We start from the raw sequence: 23473 nt of genomic DNA on the forward strand, positions 1-23473 counted from the left end.
GCGAAGACGCTGTCCGCCCCCCGCGCGGTTGCGGAGGGCGGAAGGAAAATCTTCGGACGCCGAGGCAGTGCGGATCAAGTGGCGCCGGCCATGGACCTGACCACACTTCTTTACCTGAATCCTACAGAGGGTCAGATGGCTGGCCAGAGCTTCCCCGCGGCGGCGCGGCCCCGGCCGGGCGGCGGCCGGAACGCCTCACTCCTTCTCGGCCGCCACCAGTTCCGCGATCTGGGCCGCGTTGAGCGCGGCGCCCTTGCGGAGGTTGTCGCCGCAGGCGAAGAGTTCGAGCGCGGTGGGGTCGTCGAGCGCCCGCCGCACCCGGCCCACCCAGGTCGGATCGGTGCCCACCGCGTCGGCGGGCGTGGGGAACTCGCCCGCGGCCGGGTCGTCGCAGAGCACCACGCCGGGCGCCGTGGCGATGATCTCCCGGGCCTTGTCGACGGTGACCTCGTTCTCGAAGCGGGCGTGCACGGTCACCGAGTGGGTGGTGACCACCGGGACGCGGACGCAGGTCACGGCGACCGGCAGGCGCGGCAGCCCGAGCACCTTGCGGGTCTCGTCGCGGACCCGCATCTCCTCCGACGACCAGCCCTCCTCGCACAGTGAGCCCGCCCACGGCACCACGTTGAGCGCGACCGGCTCGGGGAACGGGCCGGTGTCCTCGCCGACGGCCCGCCGCACGTCGCCCGGTCCGGCGCCCAGCTCCGTGCCGGCCACCAGGGAGAGCTGCCGCCGCAGGGCCGCCACGCCCTCCTGTCCGGCGCTGCTGACCGCCTGGTACGTGGAGAGGACCAGCGCGCGCAGCCCGAACTCGGCGTGCAGCGCGCCCAGGGTCACGATCGTGGTGAGCGTGGTGCTGCCGGGGCTGGAGACGATCCCGCGCGGGCGGCGGCGCACCGCGTGCGCGTTGACCTCGGGCACCACGAGCGGCACGTCCGGGTCGGCGTGGAAGGCCCCGGAGTCGTCGACCGCCACCGCGCCCCTGGCGACCGCCAGGGGCGCCCAGTGCGCGGCGACCTCGTCGGGGACGGCGAACAGGGCGACGTCCACCCCGTCGAACACGTCCTCGGCGAGGTCGAGCACCTCGACCTCCTCGCCGCGCACGGTCAGCGTGCGGCCGCCCGGACGCGCCGACTCCCCCCAGCGCGCCCGGGGCCGGGGACTGGGGGGAGCGGCGATCAGGCGGATGTCGCCCCAGACGTCCGCCCGCTGGGACAGGATCCGGAGCAGGACCGCGCCGACGCTCCCGGTCGCCCCCACGACCGCGAGCGTCGGCCTGGCGGTCATCGCGGCGCGCCTGCGCGCGGCGGGATCATCGACCGGTGCCGCCGTAGACGACGGCCTCGTCGCTGTCGGAGTCCAGGCCGAAGGCGCTGTGCACGGCGCGGACGGCCTCGGGCACGTCGTCCTTGCGGGTGACGACCGAGATGCGGATCGCGGAGGTCGAGATCAGCTCGATGTTCACGCCCGCGTCGGACAGGGCGGTGAAGAAGTCAGCGGTGACGCCCGGGTTGGTCTTCATGCCCGCGCCGACCAGGGAGATCTTGCCGATCTGGTCGTCGTAGCGCAGGGACTCGAAGCCGATGCCGGCCCGGTTCCTCTCCAGCGCCTCGATGGCCTTGCGGCCCTCCGTCTGGGGCAGCGTGAAGGAGATGTCCGTCAGGCCGGTGGAGGCGGCCGACACGTTCTGCACGACCATGTCGATGTTGATCTGGGCGTCGGCGATCGTGCGGAAGATGGAAGCGGCCTCGCCGGGCTTGTCGGGCACCCCGACGACCGTGATCTTGGCCTCGGAGATGTCGTGCGCGACACCGGAGATGATGGCCTGCTCCACCTGCTCGTCCCCTTGCTCGATCGGCTCGCTGCTGACCCACGTGCCCTGTAGTCCGCTGAAGGAGGAGCGCACGTGGATCGGGATGTTGTACCGGCGCGCGTACTCCACACACCGGTGGAGCAGCACCTTCGACCCGGACGCCGCCAGTTCGAGCATGTCCTCGAACGAGATCCAGTCGATCTTCCGGGCCTTCTTCACCACCCGCGGGTCGGCGGTGAACACGCCGTCCACGTCGGTGTAGATCTCGCACACCGCGGCGTCCAGCGCGGCGGCCAGCGCCACCGCCGTGGTGTCCGAGCCGCCGCGGCCCAGCGTGGTGATGTCCTTCTTGTCCTGGCTGACGCCCTGGAAGCCGGCGACGATGGCGATGTTGCCCTCGTCGAGCGCGGTGCGGATGCGCCCCGGCGTCACGTCGATGATCCGGGCCTTGTTGTGCACCGAGTCGGTGATCACGCCCGCCTGGCTGCCGGTGAACGACTGGGCCTCGTGGCCCAGGTTCTTGATCGCCATGGCAAGCAGCGCCATGGAGATCCGCTCTCCGGCGGTCAGCAGCATGTCGAACTCCCGCCCCGCGGGCATCGGCGACACCCGCTCGGCGAGATCGATCAGCTCGTCCGTCGTGTCGCCCATCGCGGAGACCACGACAACCACCTGGTCGCCGTTCTTCTTGGCTTCCACGATCCGCTTGGCGACGCGCTTGATGCCCTCGGCATCGGCTACGGAGGAGCCTCCGTACTTCTGCACGACAAGGCCCACGTGCGCTCCTCGCTCCGTCCGTCTCTGTCGCACTGACGCTTGCGCAGTGCGGTCGGCTCAGTCTATCGAGCGCCCGATTCCTCCCCCCGGCGATACCGCATGGTGAGACGACCGGCACCCGTGTCCCAGGACGGCTCATGCCCGGGGAGCAGAGCCCACACGCCCGACGTGGGCGGGGTCACAGCAGGTCACCGGCGTGCGCGGCGCAGTCCCAGCGGGCCGGCGATCTCCTCCGCCATCACCCGTCCGGCCTCGAACTCCAGCGTCTCGTCGCCCACGCCCTGGTCGGTGTCCAGACCGTCCAGCTCCTCCAGCGGCTGGTTCAGCCGGACGTGCGCGACCAGGGACTGGAGGGCGCGCAGGGTCGCCGAGGCGGTTCCGCCCCAGTTGGAGAAGTAGGAGAACTGCCACCACCACAGGGCCTCGGCGGTGCGGCCCGCGCGGTAGTGGGCCATGCCGTGGCGCAGGTCGGTGACGACGTCGGCGAGGTCGTCGGAGATCCGCGCGGGGACCGCGGCGCGGCGCGGCTCGTAGGGGTCGAAGACCTCCGAGTAGACGTCGATCGGCTCCAGCAGCCGGGCCAGGTTCTCGCGCAGGGCGTCCACGTCCGGCTCGGGTCCCGGGTCGGGCTCGTAGCGCTCGTCGGGGAGGATGTCCGCATGCGCGCCGAGGCGGCCGCCGGCCAGCAGGAGCTGGGAGACCTCCAGGAGGAGGAAGGGCACCGCGGAGTCGGGCTCGTCGCCCCGGGCGATCTCGGCGACGGCGACCAGGAAGCTCTCGACCTGGTCGGCGATCTGGACCGCGAAGTCGTCCGGGTTCTGGCTGGTCGCGTGCAGCGTGGCGTCAGACATCTAGCAGTCGTCTCCCCTCGAAGGCGCGGCCGAGGGTGACCTCGTCCGCGTACTCCAGGTCGCCGCCCACCGGGAGGCCGCTGGCCAGGCGGGTGACCTTCAGGCCCATCGGCTTGATCATGCGGGCGAGATACGTGGCCGTGGCCTCGCCCTCGAGGTTCGGGTCGGTGGCGAGGATCAGCTCGGTGACCGTGCCGTCGGCCAGCCGGGCCAGCAGCTCGCGGATGCGCAGGTCGTCCGGGCCCACGCCCTCGATCGGGCTGATCGCCCCGCCGAGCACGTGGTAACGGCCCCGGAACTCCCGGGTGCGCTCGACCGCGACGACGTCCTTGGGCTCCTCGACCACGCAGATCACGGACAGGTCCCGGCGCGTGTCGCGGCAGACGCCGCACAGCTCCTCCTGCGCCACGTTCCCGCAGACCGCGCAGAAGCGGACCTTCGCCTTGACCTCCATCAGGGCCTGAGCGAGCCGCCGTACGTCCGTCGGCTCCGCCTGGAGGATGTGGAAGGCGATCCGCTGCGCGCTCTTGGGACCGACGCCGGGCAGCCGCCCCAGCTCGTCGATGAGGTCCTGGACCACGCCCTCGTACACGGACTGCCGCCCTTTCCTGGCTGTCGCCTGCCGTCGTCCCGGACGGTGCGCCGGGACGTCTCCTCCGTACGGTAGTGGCCCGCGGGCGGCTCAGAAAGGCAGACCGGGGATGCCGCCGCCGAGTCCCTGGGCCAGCGGGCCGAGCTTCTGCTGCTGAAGCGCCTGGGCGTTCTCGTTGGCCGCCTGCACCGCGGCGACGACCAGGTCGGCGAGGGTGTCGGTGTCCTCCGGGTCCACGGCCTTCGGGTCGATCTTCAGCGCGCGCAGCTCGCCGGCGCCGGTGACGGTGGCCCTGACCAGACCGCCGCCCGCCTGGCCCTCGACCTCGGTGCGCGCCAGCTCCTCCTGCGCCTGCTGGAGGTCCTGCTGCATCTTCTGGGCCTGCTGGAGCAGTTGCTGCATGTTGGGCTGGCCACCACCGGGAATCACGATCAGCTCCTGCCTTCGTACCGCGCGTCCGGACGGAGAGGAGCCGCCGGTCTTCCGGCGTTTCCCCGCTGGCACGAGCCTACGTGGTCCGGGCGGGCGGCGCTCCACCACTCTTTCGAGTGACTTACGGGTGCGTCGGCGCGCGTTCTCTCCCTGATCACGGCCCTCTCCCGGGCGGAAAGGCGCCGCTTTGCCGCGCGTCGCCGCCCGGCGGGAGGTAGGAAGGGGCGGGCGCGTCAGCGGGCGCCGCACACCGGGCGCCGAGCGTGCGGGGGCGGGGGCGGGCGTTTCGAGGCCGGCCGGCGCCAGGCGAGGCCGTACGGCGCCGGTCAGGGCCGTGCAGAGCCGGTCACGGCCGGTCGGGGCCGGACTGGTCCCGTCAGGGTCGGCTGCGTTCCGTCAAGGCCGGACAGGGCCGGTCGGGTTCAGTCAGCCGGGCCGGATCGTTCGTCATCAGCAGGAGTCAGTTCAGTAGGGAGCGCGGGGTGGGTCAGCCGGAGATGCAGCCCGAGGGACCGCGGTGGGGCGGGCGCGGCGGCGACGGGGCGGCGCGGCCCCGGTCCGGCGACCTGACCGGGCGCCCCCTGCCGCTCGGCGACTGGGCGGCCCCGGCCGAGCGGCTGGACGAGCTGTACCGGTGGGTCGAGCACGGCGCGCTGGAGACCGCGGCCTGGTACCTCGCCGAGCGGGCGGGGAAGCGGCGCGGGGCGCGGGTGCTGCGGTGCGGCGCCGCGGCGGGGGCGGTGGCCGGGGCGGGGCTGCCGCTGCTCGACCTGGCCGGGGCGTTCGGCGGGACCGCGCCCTGGGGCTACGTCGCCCTGCTGCTGTCCGCGGCCTGCGTCGGGATCGACCGGTGCTTCGGGGTGACCGCCGGGTGGATGCGGGACGTGGCGACCGCGCAGGCCGTGCAGCGGCGCTTGCAGGCGCTCCAGTTCGACTGGGCGTGCGAGAACGTGCGGGAGGCACTGGGTCCGGCCGAGGGCACGGCGGGCGAGGCGGCGGAGCGCTGCCTGACCGTGCTGCGCCGGTTCTCGGAGGACGTGACCGAGCTGGTGCGCACGGAGACGGCGGACTGGATGGCGGCGTTCCGGGCCGGGCCGGCGCCGGCGGGGCTCCGGCCGGCGGTGTCCGGCGACCGGGGCGAGCCGGGCGGCGCCGCCCCAGGACGCTTCCCGCCGCCCCCCGGCAGCCCCCGCCCGCACCTGCCCCGCCAGCGCCCACCCGAGCCACGCTGACACCACGGACCGACGCGCCACGCGTGCAGGGCTTACGGCGCGGGCGCGGCACCAGGGCAGGGGCACGGCCTACGGCGCGGGCGCGGCACCACCGCGCAGGCACGGCCTACGGCGCGGAAGCGATCCCAGAGCAGGGGACGTGGCCCCAGACCAGGGTCACGGCCTACCGCGCGGACACGGCCCTACCGCGCGAACGCGGCCTGCGGCGCGGGCGCGGCACCGCCGCACGGACACGGCCCCACCGCGCGAACACGCCTACGGCGCGGGCGCGGCACCACCGCACGGACACGGCCACCACACGAACACGCCCTACGGCGACCCGCTGACGCCGGACACCGGACGCCGTGGGCGGCGCCTCGCGTCTCTCCGGCGGTCGTGCCGTCCAGGCGCCGAAGGCGCCGGGGACGGCCGCGGCGAGCGGTCCGGCGCCGGGGACCGCGTCCAGCCCGCGTCGCGTGCCGTGCGCGACGCTCGCTCCGGCCGACCGGCCGACCGGTGCGGCGGCGGACTCCGCCCCGCCCGGCGCCGCGATCCTCCCTTGCGGTCACAAAGGGTGCGCGCTTGCGGTCGCGGAGGATGCGCGACAACGTGTCGCGGAATCGTCGTGACCGCAGACAGGACGCCCATACCGGGCCCGCGTCCCGGGCCCCTACGCTCGCGGGCATGACCCCTCAGCCCTCTCCGCTCCCGCAGAGCCCCCGCCCGCAGCCGGACCCCGCCGCCGGCGCCGCCGTGAAGGCCGCTGACCGGGCCCACGTCTTCCACTCCTGGTCCGCGCAGGACCTCATCGACCCGCCGGCCGTGGCCGGCGCCGAAGGGTCCTACTTCTGGGACTACGACGGCCGGCGCTACCTGGACTTCTCCAGCGGGCTGGTATTCACCAACATCGGCTACCAGCACCCCAAGGTCGTCGCCGCGATCCAGGAGCAGGCGGCGAAGCTGGTCACGTTCGCCCCGGCGTTCGCCGTCGAGGCGCGGGCGGAGGCGGCCCGGCTGATCGCCGAGCGCACCCCGGGCGACCTGGACAAGATCTTCTTCACCAACGGCGGGGCGGACGCCGTCGAGCACGCGGTGCGGATGGCGCGGCTGCACACCGGGCGCCCCAAGGTGCTCTCGGCCTACCGCTCTTACCACGGCGGCACCCACCAGGCCGTCAACCTCACCGGCGACCCGCGCCGCTGGCCCTCGGACCAGGGCGCGGCCGGTGCGGTGCGGTTCTGGGCGCCGTTCCTCTACCGCTCCCGGTTCTACGCCGAGACCGAGGAGCAGGAGTGCGCGCGGGCGCTGGAGCACCTGGAGGCGACGATCGCCTTCGAGGGGCCCGCGACGATCGCGGCGATCATCCTGGAGACGATTCCGGGAACGGCGGGCGTCATGGCGCCGCCGCCCGGCTACCTCGCCGGGGTGCGCGAGCTGTGCGACCGGCACGGCATCGTCTTCGTGCTCGACGAGGTGATGGCCGGGTTCGGCCGCACCGGCGAGTGGTTCGCGGCGGACCTGTTCGGCGTCGTGCCGGACCTGATGACCTTCGCCAAGGGCGTGAACTCCGGGTACGTGCCGCTGGGCGGCGTCGCCATCTCCGGGGAGATCGCGGAGACCTTCGGCAAGCGGCCCTACCCGGGCGGGCTGACGTACTCCGGGCACCCGCTGGCGTGCGCGGCGGCCGTCGCGACGATCAACCTGATGGCCGAGGAGGGGATCGTCGACCACGCGCGGCGGATGGGCGCCGAGGTGGTGGGACCGGGGCTGCGCGCGCTGGCCGAGCGGCACCCGAGCGTCGGCGAGGTGCGCGGCACCGGCATGTTCTGGGCGCTGGAGCTGGTGCGCGACCGCGAGACCCGGGAGCCGCTGACGCCGTACAACGCGTCCGGCGAGGCCAACGCCCCGATGGCCGCCTTCGCCGCCGCCGCCAAGGCGGGCGGCCTGTGGCCGTTCGTGAACATGAACCGCACGCACGTGGTGCCGCCCTGCACCGCGACCGAGGCCGAGCTGAAGGAGGGCCTGGCGGTCCTGGACACGGCGCTGGCCGTGGCCGACGAGCACACCGCGTAGCCCCGCGGGCGGGGGCGCCGGCGATCCCCGCGGCGGCGGGCGGCCGGCGCTGTTCGAAAGCGTAAGGTGGCGTGCTCGTAGACGTAGGCACACGCAGGCAGACGGCGCGGACGTGGGCCTGCGGCCCGGCGTCGGCGCACGAGCAGGCACAGGCGACGCGTACGCGGCCGGGCGCTCTCGCCCGGCCGCCCGTCACGTCGCCGCACGCGTAAGGGAGACGCCCCGACCATGCCCGGCATCAGCGGCCCAGGAGCCGTGACGCGCAGCACCCTGCGGCAGCAGATCGCGGACGCGCTGCGGGACGAGGTGCTGGCCGGGCGGCTGCGGCCGGGGCAGGCGTTCACGGTGAAGGAGATCGCCGAGCAGTACGGGGTCTCCGCCACGCCGGTGCGCGAGGCGCTGGTCGACCTCTCCGCGCAGGGCCTGCTGGAGGCCGACCAGCACCGCGGCTTCCGGGTGCGCGAGTACTCGGCGGCCGACCACCGCGAGATGGTCCAGGCCCGCAGTCTGATCACCGACGGCATGTTCCACGCGCTCGCCGAGAGCGGAGCGCTGCTGGGCGCCCCGCCGGACGCGCGTGCGGCGGCCGTCCTCGCCGGGGTGCGCCGGCGCGGCGAGGAGGCGCAGCGGGCGGCCGCCGCAGGCGACCTGACCGTGCTGATCGGCTACGACCTGCGTTTCTGGCGTGAGCTGGGCGCCCTGTTCGGCAACTCCTACCTCTCCGACTTCCTGCACCGGCTGCGGGTGCAGTCCTGGGTGTGCACGGTGCAGCGGCTGCGCAGCCTCGACGACCTGCGCGGGGTGCTGTGGTCCGATCACACACGTCTCGTCGACGCCCTGGCAGCACGCGACACCTCCGCCGCCCGTGCGATCGTCGCCGCCTACAACGCGCACTCCCTCGCTCTGGTCGACCGGCTGGCCGGCGCATGAGCGAGGACGTCGCCTGGACCGCCCCGCGGCCTCCCGGCGGTCCGCGGTCCGAGCCGCCCGCGGCCCAGCCGTCCGCCGCCCAGTCGCCAGACGTCGACCGGGCCGCCGCGCCGCAGCCCCACGTCGACCAGCCCGACGCGCCGCCGTCCGACGCCCCGGTCAGCGGCGCCGCGGTCGACGGCTACCGGCTCACCCTGCCCGGCGCCGACCGGCCCGCCGCACCGCCGTCCGACGCGCCGGTCACCGCGGCCCCGCTCGCTGCCCCGCCGCTCGACGGCGGCCTGGTGGACGGCGGCTCGCTCGACGGCGCCCCGGTCGGGCTGTCCGTCGTCGTCCCCGCCTACAACGAGGAGGACCGGCTCGGCCCGACGCTGGACGCCGTCACCGCCTACCTGGGCGCCCACGAGGCCCGCTTCGGCGCGTGGGAGGTCGTGGTCGCCGACGACGGGTCCACCGACGCGACCGGCGCCCTGGTCGCCGCCCGCCGCGACCCCCGGATCCGGCTCGTCGCCGCCGCGCGCAACCGCGGCAAGGGGCACGCCCTGCGGCTGGGCGTCGCCGCGTCCCGCGGGCGGCGCGTGCTGGTCACCGACGCCGACCTCGCCGCCCCCATCGAGGAGCTGGAGCGGCTCGACGCGGCGCTCGGCGCGGACGGCGCCGCCGCGATCGGCTCCCGCTCGGCGCCCGGCGCGACGATAGGCAGGCGCCAGCACCGGGTGCGCGAACTGCTGAGCCGGGCCGGGAACCTGCTCATACGCCGCGTCGCGGTGCCCGGCATACGCGACACCCAGTGCGGCTTCAAGCTCTTCGAGGGCGACCGCGCCCGCGCGGCCTTCGCCGCCTCCCGGCTCAACGGCTGGGGCATCGACGTGGAGGTGCTCCAGCACTTCCGGCGCGCCGGCTGGTCCGTCGCCGAGGTCCCGGTCCACTGGTCCCACCAGTCCGGCTCCAAGGTCGGCCCGCTGGACTACGGCCGCATGCTGGGCGAGCTGGCCCGCCTCAAGGCCCGCGCGGTGCGCCCCGCCGACCTGCTCGCCGCCCTCGCGTTCCTCACCATGGCGGCGGTGCTCTACTCGGGTCGGCTCCTGGACCCCGGCCACCGGTACCTGCCCGACTCGATGCAGGACCAGAACCAGTGGGAGTGGTTCTTCGCCGTCGTCGCCGACAGCGCGGCCCACCTGCGCAACCCCCTCTTCACGTATCTCCAGAACTTCCCCGACGGCGTCAACCTCATGGCGAACACGGCCCTGCTCGGCCTGTCCGTGCCCTTCGCGCCCGTCACCCTCGCCTTCGGCCCGGCCGTCTCGCTCAGCGTCTGCATGGCCCTCGGCCTGGCCGCGACCGGCGCCGCCTGGTACTGGCTGGCCGTCCGGCGGGTGACGGCGCACCGGGGCGCGGCGTTCACCGGGGCGGCGCTGGCCGCGTTCGCGCCGCCGATGGTCAGCCACGCCAACGCGCACCCGAACTTCGTGATCCTCTTCGTGATCCCGCTGATCGTCGACCGGGCGCTGCGCCTGTGCGAGGGCCGGCGGGTCCGCCGGGACGGCGTCGTGCTCGGGCTGCTGACGGCGTACCAGGTCTTCCTGGGCGAGGAGCCGCTGCTGCTCGCCGCGCTCGGCATGACGCTGTTCACCGGCGCGTACGCGCTCGCGCGCCCGGCCGCGGCCCGGACGGCCTGGCGCCCGCTGCTGAAGGGACTGCCGATCGCCGCCGCGGTCTGCCTGCCGCTCGTCGCCTTCCCGCTGTACTGGCAGTTCGCGGGCCCGCAGAGCTACACCAGCGTGCTGCACGGCGACAGCGTGGCCAACAGCCCGCTGGCCCTGCTCTCGTTCGCCGAGCGCTCCCTGTTCGCCGGGGACGCGGCGCGGGCGAACCTCCTCTCCCCCAACCCCACCGAGCAGAACGCCTTCTACGGCTGGCCGCTGGTCCTGCTCGCCTTCGGGATCGCCGTCCGGCTGTGGGAGCGGCCCCTGGTCAAGGCGCTGGCGGCGACGGCGGCCGGCGCCGCGGTCCTCTCGCTCGGCCCGCGGTTCCGCCTCCCGGGGACCGACCGGGTCTACCCGGGCCCGTGGGCCCTGCTCGCCCACCGGCCGCTGTTCGAGTCGGTCATCGAGGGCCGGGTGGCGATGATCTGCGCGCCCGCGCTGGGCATGCTGCTCGCCGTCGCCCTCGCCCGCCTGGCGCGGACCCGCCGGGTCCGCACGCTCTACGCCGGTCTGCTGGCCGTCGCGCTGGCGCTGCTGCCGCTGGTCCCCGCCCCCCTGAAGGCGGTGGACCGCGTGCCGGTCCCGGCGTTCTTCGCGGACGGCCTGTGGAAGCGCCACGTCCGCGCGGGCGAGTCGCTGACGCCGGTGCCGCTGCCCGACCCGGGCGCCGCGGAGGCCCTGCACTGGCAGACCGCCGCCCGCCTGGGCTTCAAGCTCCCCGGCGGCTACTTCAACGGCCCCTGGGGCCCCGACCGCACGGGCGTCTACGGGGCCGCCCCGCGCCCCACCTCCGACCTGCTGCGCGCGGTGCGCTACGGCGGGCCCGTGCCCGCCGTCGACGCGCGCCGGCGGGCGCAGGCCCGGCGGGACTTCGCCTACTGGCGCACGGGCGCCCTGGTCCTCGCCCCGCAGCCGAACGACGGCGCGCTGCGCCGGACCGTCACCGCGCTGACCGGCCGGCCGGGCATGTGGACGGGCGGCGTATGGGTATGGGACCTGCACAAGAGACGCTGACGGCCGCCCGCACCCACTACGCTTCCCAGACCGCGCGACAGCCGTGCTGCGCATCGACCGACGTGCTTCGCACCGAGTGAGGAGCCCTCTTTGGCCTGTGATCTGTGGCTGGTACCGCTCGTCGACGTGCTGTGCCACACCCCCGACAACCCGTTCGCCGACGAACTGGCCCAGTACAACGCGGTGCTGGCCGACAACGGACTCCCGCCGGTGCCGGTGTACCAGTACATGCCGGGCCTGTCCGGCGAGGTCGCGCCGGTGGCCGGCTTCGACTACGACGCGCTGCACTTCCTGCGCCGCTGCCACCTGCTCCAGGTCTGCGGCCTGCCGCTCACCCCGGTCGACGAACTGGGCGGCGACTACGAGCAGTTGCTGGAGATGTTCGAGTCGACGGCCCAGCAGTCCCACCTGGTCTGGCACTACGACCACGCGGGCGCCTACGTCCCGCTGGACTTCCCGCACCCGCTGGCCAACGACGAACTCCTCGCGGGCGGCGGCCCGCTGGGCTCCTCGCACGCCCTGCTGCGCGAGCTGGAGCAGGTCGCCCCGGCCATCGGCATCGACCCGGCCAACCCCCCGGCGGCCCCGGTCCCGCCGGCCGCCCCCACCGATCTGGAGCAGCCGGCCGCCCCCGCGCCCCACGACCCCAGCCCGTTCGCCCGCGAACGCCACGTCTGGCTCGGTCTGCACGCGGCGGCCACCCGCAGCCTGGCGCAGGGATCGATGATCGTCTTCAGCTAGCGCCGCTCGGCGGCCGGCGCGCCAAGGCGCCGGCCGCCAGGAGCGCCTAGAGGAACGAGTTGACCTCGATCGTCTCGTCCCGGCCCGGACCCACGCCGATCGCGGAGATCGGGGCGCCGGACATCTCCTCCAGGGCCTTGACGTAGTCCTGCGCGTTTTTCGGCAGGTCGCCGAAGGTCTTGGCCTTCGTGATGTCCTCCTGCCAGCCGGGCAGGTACTCGTAGACCGGCTTGGCGTGGTGGAAGTCGGTCTGCGAGTAAGGCAGTTCCTCGACGCGCTCGCCGTCGATCTCGTAGGCGGTGCAGACCGGGATCTGCTCCCAGCCGGTGAGCACGTCGAGCTTGGTGAGGAAGAAGTCGGTGAGGCCGTTGACCCGGGTGGCGTAGCGGGCGATCACCGCGTCGAACCAGCCGCAGCGGCGGTCGCGGCCGGTGGTCACGCCCCGCTCGCCGCCGATCCGGCGCAGCGCCTCGCCGTCCTCGTCGAACAGCTCGGTGGGGAAGGGTCCGGAGCCGACGCGGGTCGTGTACGCCTTGAGGATGCCGATGACCCGGCTGATCTTCGTCGGGCCGACGCCGGCGCCGGTGCAGGCGCCGCCCGCCGTCGGGTTGGACGAGGTGACGAACGGGTACGTGCCGTGGTCGATGTCCAGCAGCGTGCCCTGGCCGCCCTCGAACAGGACCACCTTGTCCTCGTCCAGCGCCTGGTTGAGGATCAGGACGGTGTCGGCGACGTACGGCTTGATCTGCTCGGCGTAGCCCAGCAGCTCCTCGACCACCTGGTCCACGGCGATGGCGCGCCGGTTGTAGAGCTTGGTGAGGACCTGGTTCTTGACGTCGAGGGCCGCCTCCACCTTCTGGGTGAGGATCGACTCGTCGTACAGGTCCTGGATCCGGATGCCGACGCGGTTGATCTTGTCCGCGTAGCTGGGACCGATGCCGCGGCCGGTGGTGCCGATCTTGCGCGTGCCGAGGAAGCGTTCCGTCACCTTGTCCACGGTCACGTTGTACGGCGTGATGACGTGGGCGTTTCCGCTGATCAGGAGCTTCGACGTATCGACGCCGCGCGCGTTCAGACCGCTCAGCTCGGAGAGCAGGACCGACGGGTCGACGACGACTCCGTTGCCGATGACGGGCGTACAGCCGGGAGAGAGGATTCCGGAGGGCAGGAGGTGCAGCGCGTATTTCTGGTCGCCGACGACCACCGTGTGGCCGGCGTTGTTGCCGCCCTGGTAACGCACCACATAATCCACTGAGCCGCCGAGCAGGTCGGTGGCCTTTCCCTTGCCCTCGTCACCCCACTGAGCACCGAGCAGCACAAGTGCGGGCACGCGCGTACACCCCTTCCGGGCGGGGCATGTCCAAGGCCGGGGGCGTACGCGGGTTCACCGCCGCGTACACCGCGCGACCGTCGTCGGCCGCACAACCGTCGGACCGGATGCCCCGGAATAGACGAAGCCCCTGGCGCAATAGCGCAAGGGGCTCTTGCACCAAGATGCTACCCGAGGAAGCGAGGCAGGACCGAGGTGGCGACCTTCGCGACGTCCGAACAGCTCCTGGTGGTCATCGATCCGGCCGCCCGGCACACGGACGGCGAGTCCGTGCGGATCGCGCAAGACGTGCTCGGCGCCGGCGCGGCCGCGAAGATGTGCCTGCCCCAGGACCCGGAGGAGTTCGCTCGGGCGCTGGCCCGGCGCGGCGCGCGGCGGCCGGTGGTGATCGGCGACGACCGGGCGCTGCTGCGGGCGGTGACCGTGCTGCACCGGCAGCGGGAGCTGGCCGGGTGCGCCCTGGCGGTCGTGCCCGTCGGGGACGTCAGGTCCCTGGCCCGCTCGCTGGGCGTGCCGGACGGGCCGGTGGCGGCGGCGCGCGCGGTGCTGGAGGGAGCCGAGCGGCGTCTGGACCTGCTCGTCGACGACAGCGACGGGGTGGTGCTGGGGGCGCTTCGCATCCCGCCCGCGCCGCCCCGTCAGGCGGAGGCGGACGCCCTCGGGCGGCTCGCCGGGTCCGCGGCGGTCGCGGTGCGCACGCGGCGGCCCTGGCTGCGCGCTTGCCGCTCCCTCGCGCGGACCCTCGGGGCCGGCCCTTCGCGCGAGCCTCGGGGCGGCGGCCCGGGACGGCCCGGGGGTCTCGCCGCGCTGGGGCCCGCGCGGCTGCGGGTGGAGGTCGACGGGCTGACGGTGGTGGACCTGGACCAGCCGGTGGAGGCGGTGTCCATCACGCCGGGCGGCCTGCGGGGACGGGGCGCCGGGACCGGGACGGCCGTGGTCGAGGTGCGTCCCGCGTCGGCGGGCGCGCAGGGGTTCCCGCTGCTGACCGAGGGCCGCACGGTGACCGTCTCCGGCGCCGACTTCCGCTACCGCGCGGACGCGGTGGTGTCCGGGCCGGTGCGGACCCGCACGTGGACCGTGCGGGCGGGGGCGTGGGGGCTGACGCTGCCGGAGTAGGGCTCTCCCCGGGGACGCTCCCGCGGGGGTGCGCACCCGGGGCACAGGCTGGGGGTGCGCCCCCGGGGCGCAGGCTGGGGGTGCGCCCCCGGGGCACAGGCTGGGGGTGCGCCCCCGGGGGGGGCGGCAGGCTGGGGGTGCTCCCCCGGGGGGCGGCAGGCTGGGGGTGCTCCCCGAGGGGGGCACAGGCTGGGAACGCTCCCCGAAGGCGCCCACAGGCGGGGACGCTCCCCGAGGGGGCACGGGCTGGAGTGCATCACGGGGGCGCGCTCTGGGCGCCGTGCCGTCTCCTCACGCCGCCTCGACGCTCAGCCCCTTCAGGCCGCGGATCACGAAGTTCGGCTTGCGCTCCGGTTCCGCGGTCGGGCGCAGGGCGGGGGCGCGTTCCAGCAGGGTCCGCAGGGAGGCGGCCAGTTCGAGGCGGGCGAGCGGGGCGCCGATGCAGTAGTGGATGCCAGCGCTGAAGGAGATGTGCGGGTTGTCCCGCCGGGCGAGGTCCAGCCGGGCGGGGTCGGCGAAGACCGCCGGATCGTGGTTGGCCGAGCCGAACAGCAGGGCGACCTCCGCGCCCCGCGGGATCGTCTGGCCGTCGATCTCGATCTCGTCCAGCACCCACCGCTCGAAGAGCTGGAGCGGGGTGTCGTAGCGCATCAGCTCCTCGACGGCGGACGGGACCAGGGAGTGGTCCGCGCGCAGGGCCGCCAGTTGCTCCGGGTTGCGGAACAGCGCCCACCAGCCGTTGACCGTCGCGTTCACCGTGGCCTCGTGCCCGGCGTTGAGCAGCAGCACCGCCGTGGAGACCATCTCCTGCTCGGTCAGCCGGTCGCCCTCGTCGTGCGCCGCGATCAGCCCGGAGATCAGGTCCTCGCCCGGCGCCCGGCGGCGGGCCGCGATCAGCTCCCGCAGGTACTGCGAGAACTCCGCCGACGCCCGCACCGCCAGGGCCGCCGCCTCCGGCGTCGGGTTCAGCTCGTACATCCCGCAGATGGCCGCCGACCAGGGCCGCAGCGGCGCCCGGTCCGGCTCGGGGATGCCCAGCATCTCGGCGATCACGGCGACCGGGAGCGGTTCGGCGACGTCCGTCAGCAGGTCGCCGCCGCCCGCCCGGACGAGCCCGTCCACCAGGTCCCCGGCGAGCGTCTCGACGTACGGCGCCAGCCGCTCCACCGTGCGCGGGGTGAACGCCTTCGACACCAGCCGCCGGATTCTGGTGTGGTCCGGCGGCTCCAGGTCGAGCATCCCGTGGTCGTTGAGGGTGTGGAACGGCTCCTGCTCCGGCGGGGGCGGCGTCCGGCCGAAGTCCTCGTGCGTGAACCGGTGCCGGTAGGCGCGGCCGAGGCGCCGGTCCCGCAGCAGCGACGACACGTCCGCGTGGTGCGGCACGAGCCACTGGCCGGTGGGCTCGTAGAAGTGCACGCGCCCCCGCGCCCGCAGCTCGGCGTAGGCGGGTCGGGGGTCGGCGAGAAACGCCGGGTCCCAGGGATCGAACGAGAGATCACGAGCGGCAGCCATGCCCGGACGGTAGCCCGGCGTGACCCACGCGGGCCAGGGGCGCGAGTCAGGGCCACGGGACGGCCGGGACGTCGCGCCGACCGACCCGCACAAGGCCCACACGGCCGCCACGCGGGCGTACGCGGGCGGGCGCCGGGGCCAGCGGCGGGGCTGGGGTCGCCGCCGGGCGCTCGGGTCTCCGTATGAGCCCTGAGCGCCGCCGCCCGCCGAGACCGCGGTCCCTGCCGGGTGCTGAGGTCGCCGCCGGGGCGGGCCGGGGCCGGCGACGCGGCCACGGTCCCGCCAGGCGTCGAGGTCAGCGGCGGGGCTGCGATCCCGCCGGGCGCGGGGGCCGGCCGCGAGGCTCGGTCCTCGTAGGGGCGGGCCGGGGCTGACGGCGAGGCCGCGGTCCCCGCCGGGGTGAGTCCGGGGCCAGCGGCCGGGGCTGCGGGCTCCGGCGTTCGCCGCGGGACCACGGGGTCACCAGGCGAGCTGGGCGATCTCCTCGGCTGCCACCGCGCAGGCGTCCGCCGCGGGGTCGATCAGGGGGAAGTGGCCGACGTCCTCCAGGAGGGTCAGGCCCACCACCTCGCCCGCCTTGGCCGCGGCGTCCGTGTAGGACTCCGCGACCTCCTGCGGCACGTCCTCGTCCGCGCGTCCCTGCACCACCGTCGTGGCGATGCCGGTCGGCAGCAGCAGGGCCGGGTCGACGTGCTGCCGGCGCTCCTCGAACTCGGTCGGGCCGCCGAGCAGTTGCAGCGCCGCGTCCCCGCACACGCCGAGCTTGCCGGCCACCGCGAAGTCGGCGATCGGGGCCAGCGCCACCACGCCGCGCAGCGGCGCGGGCCGGTCCGTGCGCCACGGGGCGCCGACGGGCAGCACATGCCGGGCCGCCGCCCACAGGGCCAGGTGACCGCCCGCGGAGTGCCCGGTGAGCACCGTGCGCCGCGGGTCGGCCTGCGCGAGGTGCCGCGCGGCCAGCGCGGGCAGCGCGTCGAGTGCCGCCGCCACGTCGTCGAAGGTGTCCGGCCAGCGGCCCGCGACCGCCGTCTCCCCCGCCGCGGCCGGGCCGCCGCCCCGCCGGTACTCCACGCTGGCCACGGCGAAGCCCATACGGGCGAGGAAGCCGGCGAACGGGCTGATGTGCCGCCGGTCGTACGGCGCGCGCCAGGCGCCGCCGTGCAGCACCACGACGAGCGGGGCGGCGGAGTCGGAGTCGGGCAGCGGGGCGCCGCCGCTGCCGCGCGGGGCGTAGAAGTCGATCACCTGGTCGGGATGGTCGCCGTAGGCCGCGGTGCGGTCGGGGTCGACGGGCGCGTGCGAGAAGAGCGACTCCTCCTCGGCGGCGCGCGCGGCTGCGTCACGGACCACGGCGTGCTCCGGTCCTGCGGCGTCCGGCATGCTCCAACCTCTCAGCGGTGTAACGGATCTGACGGGCCAGAAGTAAGGGGGGTGCGCCGCGCGTGCGGCTGTTGGCGGGGACGGTACCAGGCCGGTGACGTGCACCGACACGCGGACGTCACGCACGGTGAGATGCGGGACGGCCCGGAGACCGCCCCGCACCGGAACCGGCCCGTCCGACCGGAACCGGCCCCGTCCGACCGGACCCGGCCCCGTCCGACCGGACCCGGCCCTGTGCAGCCGGAACGGCCCCGATCCGCGTCGGCGGCCCTACGCCTCGTCCAGCGCCGCCGCCAGCACCCGCGCCGCCCGCTCCGCGTCGCCGAAGCCGACGTACAGCGGGGTGAACCCGAAGCGCAGCACGTCCGGGCGCCGGAAGTCGCCGACCACGCCCCGCTCGATCAGCCGCTCCATCACCCGGCCCGCGTCCGCGCAGCGCAGGGCCACCTGGCTGCCCCGCTCCCCGTGCGCGACCGGAGTCAGCGACTCCACGCGCCCGGCGGGGACGTACGCCCCGACGCACTTCAGGAAGAAGTCCGTCAGCGCCAGCGACTTCGCCCGCACCGCCTCGATCGAGACCCCGTCCCAGACCTCCAGGGCCGCCTCCAGGGCGAGCAGCGAGAGGATGTCCGGGGTGCCGACGCGCCCGCGCGCCGCGCCGCGGGCGGGCTCGTACTCCGCCCGCATGCCGAACGGCTCGGCGTGCGAGTTCCAGCCCGGCAGCGGGGAGTCGAAGCGGTCCTGAAGCTCCCGGCGCACGTACAGGAACGCCGGTGCGCCGGGGCCGCCGTTCAAATACTTGTACGTGCAGCCGACCGCGAGGTCGACGCCGTGCTCGTCCAGCCCCACCGGCAGGGCCCCGGCGCTGTGGCACAGGTCCCAGACGGCGTACGCGCCCGCCGCGTGCACCGCGGCCGTGAGCGAGGGCAGGTCGTGCAGGCGGCCGGTGCGGTAGTCGACGTGGTTGAGCAGGACCGCCGCCGTGCGCTCGCCCACGGCCCCCGGCGCCTCGGCAGGCGTCACCGGGCGCAGCTCGCACCCGGTCAGCCGGGCCGCCGACGCGGCGATGTAGCCGTCCGAGGGGAAGGTCGCGGCGTCCACCAGGATCTCGGTCCGGCCCGGACCCGCCATGCGGACGGCGGCCACCAGCGCCTTGAACACGTTGACGCTGGTGGAGTCGCCGACGACGACCTGCCCCGGCGCCGCCCCGACCAGCGGGGCGATCCGGTCGCCGATCCGCTCGGGCGCGGCCCACCACCCGCTCTCCTCCCAGGAGCGGATGCGCAGCCGGCCCCACTGCCTGCGCACGACGTCCTCGACGCGGGCGGGGACGTGCGCGGGCAGCGCCCCCAGCGAGTTGCCGTCCAGGTAGACGCCCGCGCCGCCGGACGGGTCGCCGGGCGCCGCGTCCGCTGCCTCGTCCAGGACGAACCGCTCGCGCAGCGCGGCCAGTGCGTCGGCCGCGTCCAGCTTCTCGGCCTCGGCCTTCAGTGCGGGGAGTTCAGACATGCGACCGCGCCGTCCACAGCTCGGGGAACACGTTCTTCTGCGCCCGCTTCTCCAGCCAGGCCACCCCGGCGGAGCCGCCGGTGCCGGACTTGGCGCCCATCGCCCGGCGGGTGGCGACCAGGTGGTCGTTGCGCCAGCGCCACACCAGCTCGGCCACGTCCGTCAGCGCCTCGCCCAGCCGGGTCAGCTCGTCGTTCTGGTCGCCGGAGTAGAGCGCCGCCCACACGGCCTCCACCTGCTCGCTGGGCTCGTAGCGCCGGGACACGTCGCGGTTCAGGACGGCGTCGGGCACCGGGTGGCCGCGCCGGGCGAGCAGCCGCAGCACCTCGTCGTAGAGGCTCGGCTCGTGCAGCGCCTTCTCCAGCTCGGCGTGCACGCGGGGCGCGCCCCGGTGCGGGACGAGCATCGACGCCGACTTCTCGCCGAGCAGGAACTCCATGCGCCGGTACATCGCCGACTGGAAGCCGGAGCCCTCGCCGAGGGCGGACCGGTAGCTGTTGAACTGGGCGGGGGTGAGCCCGCCGAGCGGCCTCCAGGAGGCGTTGAGCGCCTCCAGCTCCCGCAGCGACCGCTTCAGCGCGTCGACCGCGACCGGAAGCCGGTCCTCGCGCAGGGCGCGCGCCGCGGTCTCCCACTCGTGCACGATCACGGTGAACCACAGCTCCATCACCTGGGTGGTGACCAGGAAGACCATCTCGCCGGGATCGTCGGAGAGGGGGTGCTGGAGATGGGTGAGCACGTCCGCGCGGACGTAGTCCTCGTAGGGCGTCGTGCCCTCGAAGTCGAGATGCGGAGTCTCGGGCTGCGCTGCCTCGGGAAGGGGGCGAGCCGGTTGGGACATCGCTGTCTCCTGTGGTAACTCCGGGTAGCGGTCCGCCCCTGCCGATGCCGGCACGGGGGCCCCGGTCCCCACCGGCATCCTCCGCAATCCCCCCGGCCGCGGCAAGCCTGGCCCCTCGGGCGGCGGGCGCGCCCGGCCGCCGGTGGCAGACTGCACCCATGACGACCCACACGAACCTGTTCGGCGGCCCCGACCCGACGTTCCTCCCGGAGAACGAGGAGGCGTACCGCCTGCTGGACGAGGAGTCCCTGCCGCCCGCCGAGGTCGCCGCCCGGTTCCCCACGTACTCGCCCGCCTGGGCGCGGCTGGCCGAAGAGGCGTTCGCGGCGGACCGGGTGATCGAGTCCTACGCCTACGCCCGCACCGGCTACCACCGGGGGCTGGACGCGCTGCGCCGCAGCGGCTGGAAGGGCCACGGCCCGATCCCCTGGAGCCACCGCGCCAACCAGGGCTTCCTGCGCTGCCTGGCCGTGCTCGCCCGCGCGGCCGAGGCGATCGACGAGAAGGACGAGGCCGAGCGCTGCCGCCAGTTCCTGCGCGACAGCGACGCGGCGGCCTTCGCCGAACTCCTGGGCTGAGCCGAGCGGGAGCGGCGCGCCCCGGCCGGTCGCGGACCGGCCGGTCGCGGACCGGGCGGTCGCACTACGGCCGGTCGCGGACCGAGGGTGCGTCGCGCGGGGACGTCCCCGGAGCGGACGCCCGCGTACGCCACCCCGGCGGCGACGAGGTCCCGCCCACCGCCGCAGCGGCTGCACGCCATACGACGGCGCCTCGCGCGGCGGTAACTCGCCCGGGGGCGCGGCGCGCGGCGACGGGAGGGCGGGGTGTTTCACGTGAAACCAGGGCAGACGCCGGCCTGACCGCGCCGGACACCGCCCTGACCGGCCCGTACCCCTGCCCGGACACCGGGCCCACCCGCTCCCTCGCACCCCCGGTGCACTGCGATGCCTGTCCGCGCCCGCCTCAGAGCCCACCTCTGGGGCCCCCGGGCGCTCACCCGTCCCGCCCGGTCCTCCCGCCCGTGCGGTTCCGGTGCGGCTCCAGGGGCGGGGCGGTCGTGGAGCCGTGCGTGCGGCACTCGGGGCGGCGGCAGCCGACGGCCGGGCGGCTGACGGCAGCGAACGCGAGAACCGACCCGACGACCAGCGCCGCCGCGCAGATCGGCATGGCCCGCCGGAACGCGGCGTCGAAGGCGTCCGCCGAGCGGTACGCGTCCGGTCCCATCCCCGCCAGCAGCGGCAGCGCGGCGACCGCGATGAGGCCCGCCGCGCGGGCGGCGGCGTTGTTGACGCCGCTGGCCAGCCCCGCCCGGGAGGTGTCGACCGAGGCGAGGACCGTGGCGGTCAGCGGGGCGACCAGGGTGACCATGCCGGCGCCCATCACCAGCAGGGCGGGCAGCACGTCGGTGAGGTAGTGGGCGTCCTTGCCGACGCGCAGCATCAGCAGCATCGCCGCCGCGCAGAGCAGCGGGCCCACGGTGAGCGGGACGCGCGGGCCGATCCGGTCGGCCAGCGCCCCGGAGCGGGCCGAGAACAGCAGCATCAGGAGCGTGGTCGGCAGCAGCGCGGTCCCGGCCCTGAGCGGCGAGTAGCCGGCCACCACCTGGAGCTGGAGGGCGGTGAGGAAGAAGAAGCCGCCGAAGGCCGCGTAGACGCACAGGGTGACGAGGTTGACCGCGGTGAACTGGCGGGAGGCGAAGACGTCCAGGGGCATCATCGGGTCCGGTCGGTGCTTCTCGACCCAGACGAAGGCCGCCCCGGCCGCGACTCCGGCCGCCGCGGCGACGACGACGGCCGGGGAGGCGGTGCGGCCCTCGATCAGGGCGTACGTCACCAGGGCCAGCGCGAGCGCGCCCAGGGCCGCTCCGAGCACGTCGAAGCGGCCGTGGCCGCCGCCGTCCGCCGACTCCGGGACGTGCCGCAGGGCGACGGGGACGCAGACCAGCGCCAGCGGGACGTTCAGCAGGAACACCCAGCGCCAGCCGGGACCGGCCACCAGCCAGCCGCCCACGAACGGCCCGACGGCCGCCCCGATGCCCCCGAACCCCGACCACAGGCCGACGGCCCGCGCCCGGTCGTCGGGATGGAAGGACGCCTGGATCAGGGCGAGGGAGCCGGGCGTCAGCAGCGCGCCGCCCACGCCCTGGAGGGCGCGGGCCCCGATCAGCACCGTGGTGTCCTGGGCGAGCCCGCACAGCAGGGAGGCCGCCGCGAACCACACCACGCCGAGCAGGAAGATCTTCCGGCGGCCGTAGCGGTCGCCGAGCGAGCCGCCCAGCAGGATCAGACCGGCCAGCGTCAGCATGTACGCGTTGACGGTCCACTGGAGGGCGGCCAGGTCGGCGTTCAGGTCCCGGCCGATGCGCGGCAGGGCGACGTTGACGACGGTGGAGTCCAGCAGGGCCATGCTGGAGCCGAGCACCGTGGTGAGCAGGATCTGCTTGCCCCGGGTGGAGGACAGCCGGACATCGGGCATGTCCCACATATACAGCGAGCCCGTCGCCGGGGCGCGGGCTCGCTGTATATCCGGTGGTTCTCGGGTATGTCCGGTGGTTCCCGGGGTTACTTGATCTTGGCTCCCGCCGAGCGCAGGTTCTGCGCGGCCTGGACGACGCGGGCGGCCATCGACGCCTCGCCCAGCTTGCCCCAGGTGCGCGGGTCGTACTCCTTCTTGGCGCCGACCTCGCCGTCGACCTTCAGCACGCCGTCGTAGTGCGTGAACATGTGGCCGGCGATCGGGCGGGTGAACGCGTACTGGGTGTCCGTGTCGATGTTCATCTTCACCACGCCGTTCTCCAGCGCGGTGCGGATCTCCTCCTCCGAGGAGCCGGAGCCGCCGTGGAAGACGAAGTCGAACGGCTTGCTGCCGGCCGGCTGGCCGTACTTCGCCGCCACGCCCTCGTTGAGGTCCTTCAGCAGGTCGGGGCGGAGCACGACGTTGCCCGGCTTGTAGACGCCGTGCACGTTGCCGAAGGACGCGGCGAGCAGGTAGCGGCCCTTGTCGCCCAGGCCCAGCGCCTCGGCGGTGCGGATCGCGTCCTCGACCGTGGTGTAGAGGGAGTCGTTGATCTCGTGCGAGACGCCGTCCTCCTCGCCGCCGGTCGGGGTGATCTCCACCTCGAGGACGATGTTGGCGGCGGCGGCGCGGGCCAGCAGCTCCCGCGCGATCTCCAGGTTGTCCGCCAGGGTCTCCGCGGAGCCGTCCCACATGTGGGACTGGAACAGCGGGGCGCGGCCGGCCTTGACGCGCTCCTCGGAGATCTTGATCAGCGGGCGCACGTACCCGTCGAGCTTGTCCTTGGGGCAGTGGTCGGTGTGCAGCGCGATGTTGACCGGGTACTTCTCGGCGATGATGTGCGCGTACTCCGCCAGGGCGACGGCGCCGGTGACCATGTCCTTGCTGTACTGGCCGCCCAGGAACTCGGCGCCGCCCGTGGAGATCTGGACGATGCCGTCGCTCTCCGCCTCGGCGAAACCGCGCAGGGCCGCGTTCAGCGTCAGCGAGGACGTCACGTTGATGGCCGGGTAGGCGAACTTGCCTGCTTTCGCCCGGTCGAGCATCTCGTCGTAGACCTCGGGGGTTGCGATGGGCATCTGTCCGCTCCTTGTATGTGCGGGTGCGTTCTGCGTGCTGAAGGCCCTGACC

At 74.7% G+C, this 23473-nt stretch carries 19 protein-coding genes; 7 read left to right on the forward strand and 12 right to left on the reverse strand.

Going from position 1 to position 23473, the window contains the following annotated elements:
- Positions 1–195: 195 nt before the first annotated feature.
- The 5 genes from ABZ861_RS13895 to ABZ861_RS13915 all read right to left on the reverse strand — a co-directional run bounded on the left by ABZ861_RS13895 (position 196) and on the right by ABZ861_RS13915 (position 4462).
- Complete coding sequence (locus ABZ861_RS13895; RefSeq protein WP_361628819.1) at positions 196–1287, reverse strand: aspartate-semialdehyde dehydrogenase; 1092 nt, start codon at positions 1285–1287, stop codon at positions 196–198.
- Between the two features lie 25 nt (positions 1288–1312).
- Positions 1313–2590 carry an aspartate kinase gene (locus ABZ861_RS13900; RefSeq protein WP_361628822.1) on the reverse strand — a complete coding sequence of 426 codons (1278 nt, stop codon included), beginning with the start codon at positions 2588–2590 and terminating at the stop codon, positions 1313–1315.
- Between the two features lie 188 nt (positions 2591–2778).
- Positions 2779–3441: a DUF5063 domain-containing protein gene (locus ABZ861_RS13905; RefSeq protein WP_361628825.1), complete on the reverse strand. Its 663-nt coding sequence runs from the start codon at positions 3439–3441 to the stop codon at positions 2779–2781.
- Positions 3434–4033 carry a recombination mediator RecR gene (recR, locus tag ABZ861_RS13910; RefSeq protein WP_361628828.1) on the reverse strand — a complete coding sequence of 200 codons (600 nt, stop codon included), beginning with the start codon at positions 4031–4033 and terminating at the stop codon, positions 3434–3436. The genes ABZ861_RS13905 and recR overlap by 8 nt, the downstream gene beginning before the upstream one ends.
- 90 nt (positions 4034–4123) lie before the next feature.
- Positions 4124–4462: a YbaB/EbfC family nucleoid-associated protein gene (locus ABZ861_RS13915; RefSeq protein ID WP_361628831.1), complete on the reverse strand. Its 339-nt coding sequence runs from the start codon at positions 4460–4462 to the stop codon at positions 4124–4126.
- Positions 4463–4947: 485 nt separating this feature from the next.
- Here ABZ861_RS13915 and ABZ861_RS13920 point away from each other — a divergent pair, with 485 nt between their 5' ends.
- The 5 genes from ABZ861_RS13920 to ABZ861_RS13940 all read left to right on the forward strand — a co-directional run bounded on the left by ABZ861_RS13920 (position 4948) and on the right by ABZ861_RS13940 (position 12140).
- Complete coding sequence (locus ABZ861_RS13920; protein ID WP_361628835.1) at positions 4948–5697, forward strand: SLATT domain-containing protein; 750 nt, start codon at positions 4948–4950, stop codon at positions 5695–5697.
- A gap of 663 nt (positions 5698–6360) precedes the next feature.
- On the forward strand, positions 6361–7749 hold the full coding sequence (locus ABZ861_RS13925; RefSeq protein WP_361628838.1) for an aspartate aminotransferase family protein: 1389 nt from the start codon (positions 6361–6363) through the stop codon (positions 7747–7749).
- Between the two features lie 228 nt (positions 7750–7977).
- Positions 7978–8679 carry a GntR family transcriptional regulator gene (locus ABZ861_RS13930; RefSeq protein ID WP_361628841.1) on the forward strand — a complete coding sequence of 234 codons (702 nt, stop codon included), beginning with the start codon at positions 7978–7980 and terminating at the stop codon, positions 8677–8679.
- Positions 8676–11399 carry a glycosyltransferase gene (locus ABZ861_RS13935; RefSeq protein ID WP_361628844.1) on the forward strand — a complete coding sequence of 908 codons (2724 nt, stop codon included), beginning with the start codon at positions 8676–8678 and terminating at the stop codon, positions 11397–11399. The genes ABZ861_RS13930 and ABZ861_RS13935 overlap by 4 nt, the downstream gene beginning before the upstream one ends.
- A 90-nt stretch (positions 11400–11489) precedes the next feature.
- The gene (locus ABZ861_RS13940) at positions 11490–12140 is read left to right on the forward strand and encodes a hypothetical protein (protein ID WP_361628847.1); all 651 of its coding nucleotides are present in this window, start codon (positions 11490–11492) and stop codon (positions 12138–12140) included.
- Positions 12141–12186: 46 nt separating this feature from the next.
- On the opposite strand, the gene ABZ861_RS13945 is transcribed toward ABZ861_RS13940, so the two are convergent.
- The gene (locus ABZ861_RS13945; RefSeq protein WP_361628850.1) at positions 12187–13470 is read right to left on the reverse strand and encodes an adenylosuccinate synthase; all 1284 of its coding nucleotides are present in this window, start codon (positions 13468–13470) and stop codon (positions 12187–12189) included.
- 195 nt (positions 13471–13665) lie between these two features.
- Between ABZ861_RS13945 and ABZ861_RS13950 the strand changes: the two genes are divergently transcribed.
- A complete protein-coding gene (locus ABZ861_RS13950; protein ID WP_361628853.1) occupies positions 13666–14586 on the forward strand; it encodes a diacylglycerol kinase family protein in 921 nt (306 codons plus the stop codon).
- A 291-nt stretch (positions 14587–14877) separates the two neighbouring features.
- Here the strand turns inward: ABZ861_RS13950 and ABZ861_RS13955 are convergent, their stop codons facing one another.
- From ABZ861_RS13955 to ABZ861_RS13970, 4 genes are all read right to left on the reverse strand, one after another.
- Positions 14878–16098 carry a cytochrome P450 gene (locus tag ABZ861_RS13955; protein WP_361628856.1) on the reverse strand — a complete coding sequence of 407 codons (1221 nt, stop codon included), beginning with the start codon at positions 16096–16098 and terminating at the stop codon, positions 14878–14880.
- A gap of 459 nt (positions 16099–16557) precedes the next feature.
- A complete protein-coding gene (locus ABZ861_RS13960) occupies positions 16558–17478 on the reverse strand; it encodes an alpha/beta hydrolase (RefSeq protein ID WP_361628859.1) in 921 nt (306 codons plus the stop codon).
- Positions 17479–17748: 270 nt separating this feature from the next.
- Positions 17749–18987, reverse strand: coding sequence for a kynureninase (kynU, locus tag ABZ861_RS13965; RefSeq protein ID WP_361628862.1), 1239 nt, complete (start codon positions 18985–18987; stop codon positions 17749–17751).
- Positions 18980–19828: a tryptophan 2,3-dioxygenase family protein gene (locus tag ABZ861_RS13970; protein ID WP_361628865.1), complete on the reverse strand. Its 849-nt coding sequence runs from the start codon at positions 19826–19828 to the stop codon at positions 18980–18982. Before ABZ861_RS13970 ends, kynU begins: the two co-directional genes overlap by 8 nt.
- A 158-nt stretch (positions 19829–19986) precedes the next feature.
- Here ABZ861_RS13970 and ABZ861_RS13975 point away from each other — a divergent pair, with 158 nt between their 5' ends.
- A complete protein-coding gene (locus ABZ861_RS13975) occupies positions 19987–20406 on the forward strand; it encodes a DUF3151 domain-containing protein (RefSeq protein ID WP_361628868.1) in 420 nt (139 codons plus the stop codon).
- Positions 20407–20821: 415 nt separating this feature from the next.
- On the opposite strand, the gene ABZ861_RS13980 is transcribed toward ABZ861_RS13975, so the two are convergent.
- Both ABZ861_RS13980 and fbaA read right to left on the reverse strand, forming a co-directional pair.
- Positions 20822–22303, reverse strand: coding sequence for an MFS transporter (locus tag ABZ861_RS13980; protein ID WP_361628871.1), 1482 nt, complete (start codon positions 22301–22303; stop codon positions 20822–20824).
- Positions 22304–22389: 86 nt separating this feature from the next.
- Complete coding sequence (fbaA, locus tag ABZ861_RS13985) at positions 22390–23421, reverse strand: class II fructose-bisphosphate aldolase (RefSeq protein WP_361628874.1); 1032 nt, start codon at positions 23419–23421, stop codon at positions 22390–22392.
- Between the last annotated feature and the right edge of the window lie 52 nt (positions 23422–23473).

The organism is Streptomyces sp. NPDC046985, assembly GCF_040644415.1.
Taxonomy (GTDB): Bacteria; Actinomycetota; Actinomycetes; order Streptomycetales; family Streptomycetaceae; genus Streptomyces.